This window comes from Microcoleus sp. Pol12B4 (assembly GCF_036701385.1).
In the GTDB taxonomy this organism is placed as follows: Bacteria; Cyanobacteriota; Cyanobacteriia; order Cyanobacteriales; family Microcoleaceae; genus Microcoleus.
In genome coordinates this window covers 20,110-27,638 of the sequence record NZ_JAUBQR010000011.1, presented here as the reverse complement: position 1 = coordinate 27,638, position 7,529 = coordinate 20,110, and the positions used below count along the sequence as shown (strand labels likewise).

6 protein-coding genes are annotated in these 7,529 nt (G+C 43.0%); 5 read left to right on the top strand and 1 reads right to left on the bottom strand.

The features are described from left to right. Window positions 1-132 precede the first annotated feature (132 nt). Complete coding sequence (locus QUA38_RS03150; RefSeq protein ID WP_333159110.1) at window positions 133-1,935, bottom strand: AAA-like domain-containing protein; 1,803 nt, start codon at window positions 1,933-1,935, stop codon at window positions 133-135. 164 nt (window positions 1,936-2,099) lie between these two features. Here QUA38_RS03150 and QUA38_RS03145 point away from each other — a divergent pair, with 164 nt between their 5' ends. From QUA38_RS03145 to QUA38_RS03125, 5 genes are all read left to right on the top strand, one after another. Then, complete coding sequence (locus QUA38_RS03145) at window positions 2,100-2,645, top strand: NfeD family protein (protein WP_333159108.1); 546 nt, start codon at window positions 2,100-2,102, stop codon at window positions 2,643-2,645. Window positions 2,646-2,776: 131 nt separating this feature from the next. Further along, complete coding sequence (locus QUA38_RS03140) at window positions 2,777-3,337, top strand: SPFH domain-containing protein (protein ID WP_333159105.1); 561 nt, start codon at window positions 2,777-2,779, stop codon at window positions 3,335-3,337. Window positions 3,338-3,450: 113 nt separating this feature from the next. Continuing rightward, window positions 3,451-3,969: a type IV pilin-like G/H family protein gene (locus QUA38_RS03135; protein ID WP_333094676.1), complete on the top strand. Its 519-nt coding sequence runs from the start codon at window positions 3,451-3,453 to the stop codon at window positions 3,967-3,969. A 107-nt stretch (window positions 3,970-4,076) separates the two neighbouring features. After that, window positions 4,077-4,592, top strand: coding sequence for a type IV pilin-like G/H family protein (locus tag QUA38_RS03130; RefSeq protein WP_333159103.1), 516 nt, complete (start codon window positions 4,077-4,079; stop codon window positions 4,590-4,592). A 22-nt stretch (window positions 4,593-4,614) separates the two neighbouring features. Continuing rightward, a complete protein-coding gene (locus QUA38_RS03125; RefSeq protein ID WP_333159101.1) occupies window positions 4,615-7,500 on the top strand; it encodes an LpqB family beta-propeller domain-containing protein in 2,886 nt (961 codons plus the stop codon). Window positions 7,501-7,529: the final 29 nt, after the last annotated feature.

Below are 7,529 nucleotides of genomic sequence, written 5' to 3'. Positions count from 1 at the left end.
TGGAAGTTTACCGCCAGCCAACGGTTAACGGTTACAGTTTAATGCTGAGGTTTTGGCGGGGCGACGAAGTTTCGCCGGTGGCTTTTCCCGAATTTGTAGTTAGTGTGGATTTGGCGATCGGGTAAATAGGGATTATTTGCAGTCAAGCCGATCGCCAAAATACTCCTGATACAACCGACATCTCGGAATGCAATGATTTCCATCCAATTTCACCAACCCCATACTATTTAACTTAAACCCCAATTCTGACCTCAATCTAACTGGCTGGGAAACACTAACAATCTCTCTCATCGCCTCCATTAATTCCGAGTATTTCTCTAAATTCCATAAATGTCGCCGCAAATGATCGCTATAAATTCCCGCTTCAGTTGCCGATTCTTTCACTAACATATCTAAAGTCACATCTTGACGCGAAATATGATACATTCCTAATCGCACTAAATAAGGATTTCCGCCCACTAACCCCATCAATTCTGCAACTTCATTCCCACTCCAATTCAATCCGTGCCGATGTGCCAAGTCTTGCACTTGCTGAGAATTAAACTCTGGCAATTCAATCGGTAAACCCACATTAAACGGCGATTTATTCACATCCAGCGGAATATATACTTCTGTGGAATGCACCACAATCAAACGAAACTTTTTCCAAACATCGCGCCGTTTTGCTTCTTCATGCAAAGCTCGCAATAAGCCAAAAAAATCATCAGCAATTTCCGGGGATTCAAACAGGCGATCGCTTTCATCCAAGCCTAACGTCAGGGGTTTTGAGGATTCTGAAAGCAAATACTGTTCAAAATAAGCCTTGCAGCACTGATTGCTGCCAATCAAATCGGCTAATTCCCAACACTTGGGCAACTGCTCTAGCATTCCTAATTCTTGACCGATGCTCGCACAAAACCACTGCAAAAATGTATCTGAATTAGCGAATATTTTCCTATTGGCTAGCTGAAAACTCAACGCTACCGTGCGAGAACCTTGCTGTTCTGCGTGATGCAAAATCCTCGCCATTAAGGAAGTTTTGCCCATTTGTCTGGGTGCTTTTATGCGGATGAGCGATCCCGGTTGGGCGATCGTCTCGTAACAGCGGGATTCGATCGGAGGGCGATCGATATAAAAACAAGAAGTGAGTTCAACTTGTCCTCCCGGCAATTCTGGCGGCGCTGCTGGCAGGGGTTGAATTATTGACTGTTTGGTGCTAGTAATTACTTTCCATTCTACAGCCAATTCATGGTCGGCAGTTAACGCTGTGCGACCTTCTTTGATAATAGCTAAAATTGGTGATATTAACTTAAATGAGTCGCCAACACCGCGCCACAGCCAGGGCTGAATTCCTGCTAAATAGCTCAGTAAGTCAAAGGAAAGCGGTGTATTTAATTCAACGCAAATCGGTAAAATTGCGGGTTTATGAGCAGTTAAATTGTGCAATTCTTTGGCTAGCTGCACTTGTTCCAATACCATTTCGCTAGCGGCAGATTCTTCCGAAATCAGCAACAGCAAATAATCGCAACGTTTTAAATATGAGGCTGAGTCGCTGCTGTTGTTAATAAAAAAGACTTCGTGGCCTCCCGCACTCAAAGCTTGGTGTAACTGCTGGGAAAGGGTTTTGTGTGAGCTCGATCGGGTGTTAGCGTTAGCGAAGCGATCCGAAGGAAAGCCCTCGAAGACGATCGCCACTTTTGCCCTCACCAGCACTAACTCCTCTGGCTCTGAATTCGCGTCAAAATCGGCTATATCGCGCCATTCCTGGCCCAATCCGCGACAAATTTCGATGAAATTTGCATAATCCACAGGTTTGCCATTCAGAAAATGGCTGACAGTAGATTGCGCCATCCCTAAATCCTCAGCCAGGATTTTCTGACTGGGAAAGCCATTTCTCAGGAGACAGGATTTAACTGCGCGAATGCACTCTTCGCGCACCCTTAGCGATCGTGGCATTGCTTATCACAATCAAAACACTGAAACCATCATAAATGCCAACTGCCCCTAAAGTCGATGAAAAGTCGATGAATTTTCAAATAACTCAGTCGCCAACTCAAATAACCACCTGATTAGATTAGAAATAACAAGGTTGAATCCCATCGCAACGAGGTAAAAGCATTGTGTATTCTATCCTAATTTGGTCGCTGGCCTCAGCCACTAATCAACCAGGTTTCGCCTTCACCCCGCCCCTATTCTGGCTGCTGCTCGGAGTTGTGCTTAGTGCGATCGAGCTATTAATAATCAAAACTCAGCCCCAAAGATACAGATTTTACGTGCTAATGATGGGAGCTTCTGCTTTAATTGAATCGTTTATTTTGTGGAGAGGCTCTGTAGCATTTCAGTTTAGTTGGGCGAACATAATGTATGAAGATTTTGACTGGCAAATCTTCTACTGGATGGGGATAGCCCTCGCGCTGAGTATCTGGATTCGACCGATTTTTATTGTTCGCAAAAAGTTTGTGATTCCCGAAGCAACCGAAGCGACAACAATCTCCGAAATTTTCCCCGGAGAAACCGGAATGGTGATTTATGAAGGGGCTTCGTGGAAAGCTCGCAATGAAGATTCCCAAGGGGCGATCGCACCCAGACAAAAAGTTTACGTTTTGCGCCGCGAAGGAAACACGCTGATTGTTGTACCTGACAGATTAATTCACATCAACGGCTAAATCTCAGCTAGCTCTTTTACGACTCGGAGATTGAAATCGCTTCTTGCCAAACAAAGTCCCTCTCTAAGAGACTAATAAATCACTATCAACTGTCAACTGTCAACTGTCAACTATTTACCAGGAGATTCACTATGTATCAGTATTTTTTGATGGTGTTGTTTGCAATTACCGGAGTATCCTTAGCAAACAGCGTCAAAATCGTCCGTCAAGGAGATGAGGCTTTAGTTGAAATTTTCGGAAAGTACGATCGCAAGAAACTCGAACCTGGTTTGACATTTCTGATTCCCTTTGTCGAAACAGTCGCCTATAAACAAACTCTGCGCGAGCAAATTTTAAGACTGTCACCGCAAGAATGCACGACGCGCGATCGCGTTGCCGTCACCGTTGAATTTATTGTGTACTGGCGAATAATTGACTTAGAAAAAGCGTCCTACAAGGTGCAAAATCTCAAGGAAGCGATGTTAAATATGCTGATTCTTTCAATTCGGACTCACATTGCGACATTAGCTCTGGAGGAACTTTACACGGCTCGCAATGAAATCAATAATGCTTTAGTAGAAGAGTTGGATACAACGACAGATCCTTGGGGTGTGAAGTTTACGAGAGTGGAATTGCGCGATTTTGCGATCGGCAGTAAAGTGATTCAACCCACATCCATTGACCGGAAAGAAGTACAAAAGCTGCGAGCTTAGGGATTAGTATTTCCTCGTTTTTCTCGTTACCATAAAGAGCCTTGTAACGAGGAAAACGCTCTAGTTTTCCGACTTGAATTCGCCTTTTATATACCATTTAAGGAAACAACATTATGACCAAATATCAAGAATCAAGTATTAGCAATTCAGCTTATAAAGGTTGCGGATGCTTATTGCTGTTAATGGGCATTGGAGTAATTGGTGCGATCGCTCTGCCATCATTTCTTAATACTAGCCATCGCTGCAGGATTCCCGAAGCAAAACTGTATGTTAGCTCGATGAACAAAGGTCAGCAAGCCTATTTGGCAGAAAACAATGCTTTTTCCAGTTCTGTTGATGCTTTAGGACTTGGCATTAAAACAGAGACAACACATTTCAAGTATTCAATTCGTGCCACTAAGAAAGCAGCATTGAATTATGGAGTAGCAAAGGAAAAAAAAATAAAAAGTTATGTCGGGGGTGTTTTTCTGGTTCCTGCTAAAAAGTTTGAGCCAAATGCTGCTAAAGAGGAAAGAACTACAACGTCCATATTGTGCGAAGCTGATTTTCCCGGGACAATTAAACCAGCGGAACCCACCTATGAAAATGGTAAAATTGCTTGTGGTCAAGGCACGACACAAGTGACCAGATAATCTAACTATACGCAATATAAAGACAGTCGATTACCAATATCAAATCGGCATTCACTTTAGATTTACCGGACTAAAGTTTTTACAACAAACAGAGAGGATACAAAACAATGAGTCAACATAATTCTAAATCAGCTAGCATTGAATCTAATGGTTGTCGATGGTTAGTGAGTTTAATGGTGATTGGAGTATTAGCTTCCGTAGTTGTGCGACCCTTTCAGGCTAGGGTTAGGATCAACAAGCAATGGGAACCCAGAGATTATATTAGCTTAATCAACAAACGTCAGCAAGCCTATTTTGCCACAAAAAGTGTTTTTAGCACTTCTGTTAAGGCTTTAGGAATTCGCATTATTAAAACCGAGACAGAAAATTACAAATATTCCCACCATACAACAAAAAAAGCTACATTTAATTATGGAATCTCAAAGCATAAAGATCTTAAAAGCTTTGTCGGTGGAGTTTTTGTAATTCCTCCTACAAAAGTTGAGTCAAATTCTTCTAAAAATCAAATAACGACCACATCTATATTGTGCGGAGCTGATTCTGCTGGTACAATTAAACCACCAGAACCCACCAATCAAAATGGTAAAATAGCTTGTGCTAAAGGCACCATAGAAGTGCCATAAAGTTATCACTAGAGGCTAAATAATGACAGTCGATTACCAATATCAAATCGGCGGCAGTCTCCCGCAAAATGCACCTACTTATGTAGTGCGACAAGCTGACTCAGAACTTTATCAAGCCCTCAAAGCCGGAGAGTTTTGTTACGTGCTCAATTCCCGGCAAATGGGCAAATCCAGTTTGCTGGTGCGAACTGTACAAAAGCTCTCGGCTGATGGCATTGCCTGTGCTACGATCGACCTTTCGGACATTGGCAACCAGCAAGTCTCTCTAGATAAGTGGTACGGCGGCGTCGCTTACAAGCTATTGTGCAGCTTCAACCTGTTTAACCCAGTCGAGTTTATGACTTGGTGGCGAGAGAGAGAGTTGATGTCGCCGGTGCAGCGCTTAGGAGAGTTAATTGAAGAATTGCTGCTGGTCAAAATTTCTCAAAACCTGGTCATTTTTATTGATGAAATTGATAGCGTTCTGAGTTTCCAAGAACCGCTAGACGATTTTTTTGCATTAATTAGATGTTGCTACAATAAACGCGCTCACAATTCAGAATACCAGCGCATTACATTTGCTTTGCTGGGAGTAGCTACCCCATCGGATTTAATTAGCGATGCAACTCGCACGCCCTTTAATATCGGTTTAGCCATTGAATTGCACGGTTTTAAATTACAGGAAGCTTTGCCTTTAGCAAAGGGGTTTGAGGGAAAAGTAGACAATCCTCAAGAGGTTTTACAAGAGATTTTGGACTGGACTGGAGGGCAGCCATTTCTGACTCAAAAGCTTTGCAAGCTGATTCTGCACCATGTAAAAAGCTTAGCTTCGTCGTCTATTGTATCCGACTCACCGGATGAAAGCAAAACAGAAAACTTTACTACTAATCAATTATTAATTAGCGAGATAGTGCAATCTCATATTATTGATAATTGGGAATCGTCCGATGAACCGGTACACATCAAAACAATTCGCGATCGCCTTCTCAGAAGTCAGCACCGCGCCAGTAGGTTATTAGGACTATATCAAAAAATATTGCCACTTTCAGAACCCTCCTTGTTAAGGGGGGCAGGGGGGATCTGCGCCGATGATACTCCCGAACAAACTGAATTGCGGCCCAGCGAAAATCAGCAATTTTCAGAACTCCAGTTGTTAAAGGAGGGTGCGGGAATTTGGGCAGATGATACTCCCGAACAAACAGAATTGCGGCTGAGTGGGTTAGTAGTAAAACGAGCCGGCAAATTAACCGTATCCAACCGCATTTACGCAGCTATATTCAACCATAGCTGGGTAGAAAAAGCGCTCGGCGACTTGCGCCCCTATGCCGAATCTCTAACAGCATGGGTAGCGACAAATTGTCAAGACGAATCTCGATTGTTGCGCGGTCAAGCACTCGAAGATGCTAGAAAATGGGCTGCCAATAAAAGCTTGAGCACCCAAGATTATCAATTTTTAGGTGCGAGTCAAGAAGCGGAATTTGCCAATTTCCGCTATCAAGAAAAACAGCACCAAGCTGAAATTGAACAACTGCGTCGCGAAAAAAAGTTATTAGAGGAACTAAGCGAAGCACAAAATCAGAAAAAAGCGATTGCAGTTAAACTTTGGCGCGAGGAACAACTGAGAGTGCAAACAGTTACAGGATCCGCAGCCATATTAATATCAATCCTGATAGTAGCTTTTTGGGTAAAACCGTCTATCGAAGAAAGAAACAACAAAATTCTCACTCTCAGTTTGCTATCAGAAACGCTATTTGCTGCAGATAAAAAAGAAGAAGCTTTGCTAGAAAGCATCAGAGCTGTTACAGAAATGAAACGATCGCTCGGAGTCAGCTCAGATATTCAGATGCGAGTAGCGATCGCCCTCGAACAGGCAGTTTACAACTTTCGGGAACGCCGCCGCTTGCAGACTCAAGCCAGTACCCTTGCTTTCGCGAGTTTCAGTCCCGACAGTCAAACGATTGTGACTGCTACCGATGATAATTATATCAAACTTTGGCAAACTAATGGAACTTTGCAAGCAACATTAACAGGGCATACGGATAAAATTATCAGGGCTATCTTCAATCCTAGCAGTCAGATTATTGTCTCAGCAAGCGACGACAAAACTGTAAAAATTTGGCAAAAAAATGGCAAATTGATCCACAATTTAAAAGGACACAGCGCTCAAATAACCAGCGTCTCTTTGAGTCCAGATGGTAATGTTATTGCTTCTGCCAGTGCCGATGGAAGTGTTAAACTATGGAAAATCAACGGTGAAGAATTGTCAAGTTTTAACTTGGAGCGAGGTTGGATAACCAGCGCGAGTTTTAGCCCAGACGGCCAGATAATTGCTGCGGCTGGTACTGATGGCACTATTAAACTTTGGAGCTTGAGAAAGGTTACCGAAAAGTTGCAAAAAAAGCAATCAATCGAAGCCAGCACCGATATCAAATTGCTCCGAAGCTTACAGATGGAAAGTGATAAAATTATGACTGTAACTTTCAGTCCCGATGGAGTAATGCTGGCGGCTGCAAGTGCTGGAGGAACTGCGAGAATTTGGAGCAAAGACGGCACACCGCTAAGTATTTTAAAGCATACAAGTGGAGTGACAAGTATCAGCTTTAGTCCCGACAGTCAAATTTTGCTATCTGCAAGCACAGACAAAATGCTGAGGCTGTGGAACATTGACGGTACATTGCTCAAAACTTTAAAAGGTAACAAGGATGCTGTTTGGAATGCGAGTTTTAGTCCAGACGGCAAGGCGATCGCTAGTGCTAGTGCTGACGGTACGGTGATGCTGTGGAATTTTAATCTTGACGATTTATTGCAGCAGGGTTGTAATGGAGTACGCAATTATTTGCAGACAAATCCGATCGCAAATCAAAACAATCGCCACCTCTGCGATGGGATTGGAACTCAGTTGGAACTCACGCAAAAAAAACTGGGTTAAGAGTCAAACTCTTGAGTTTTCCAGCACAG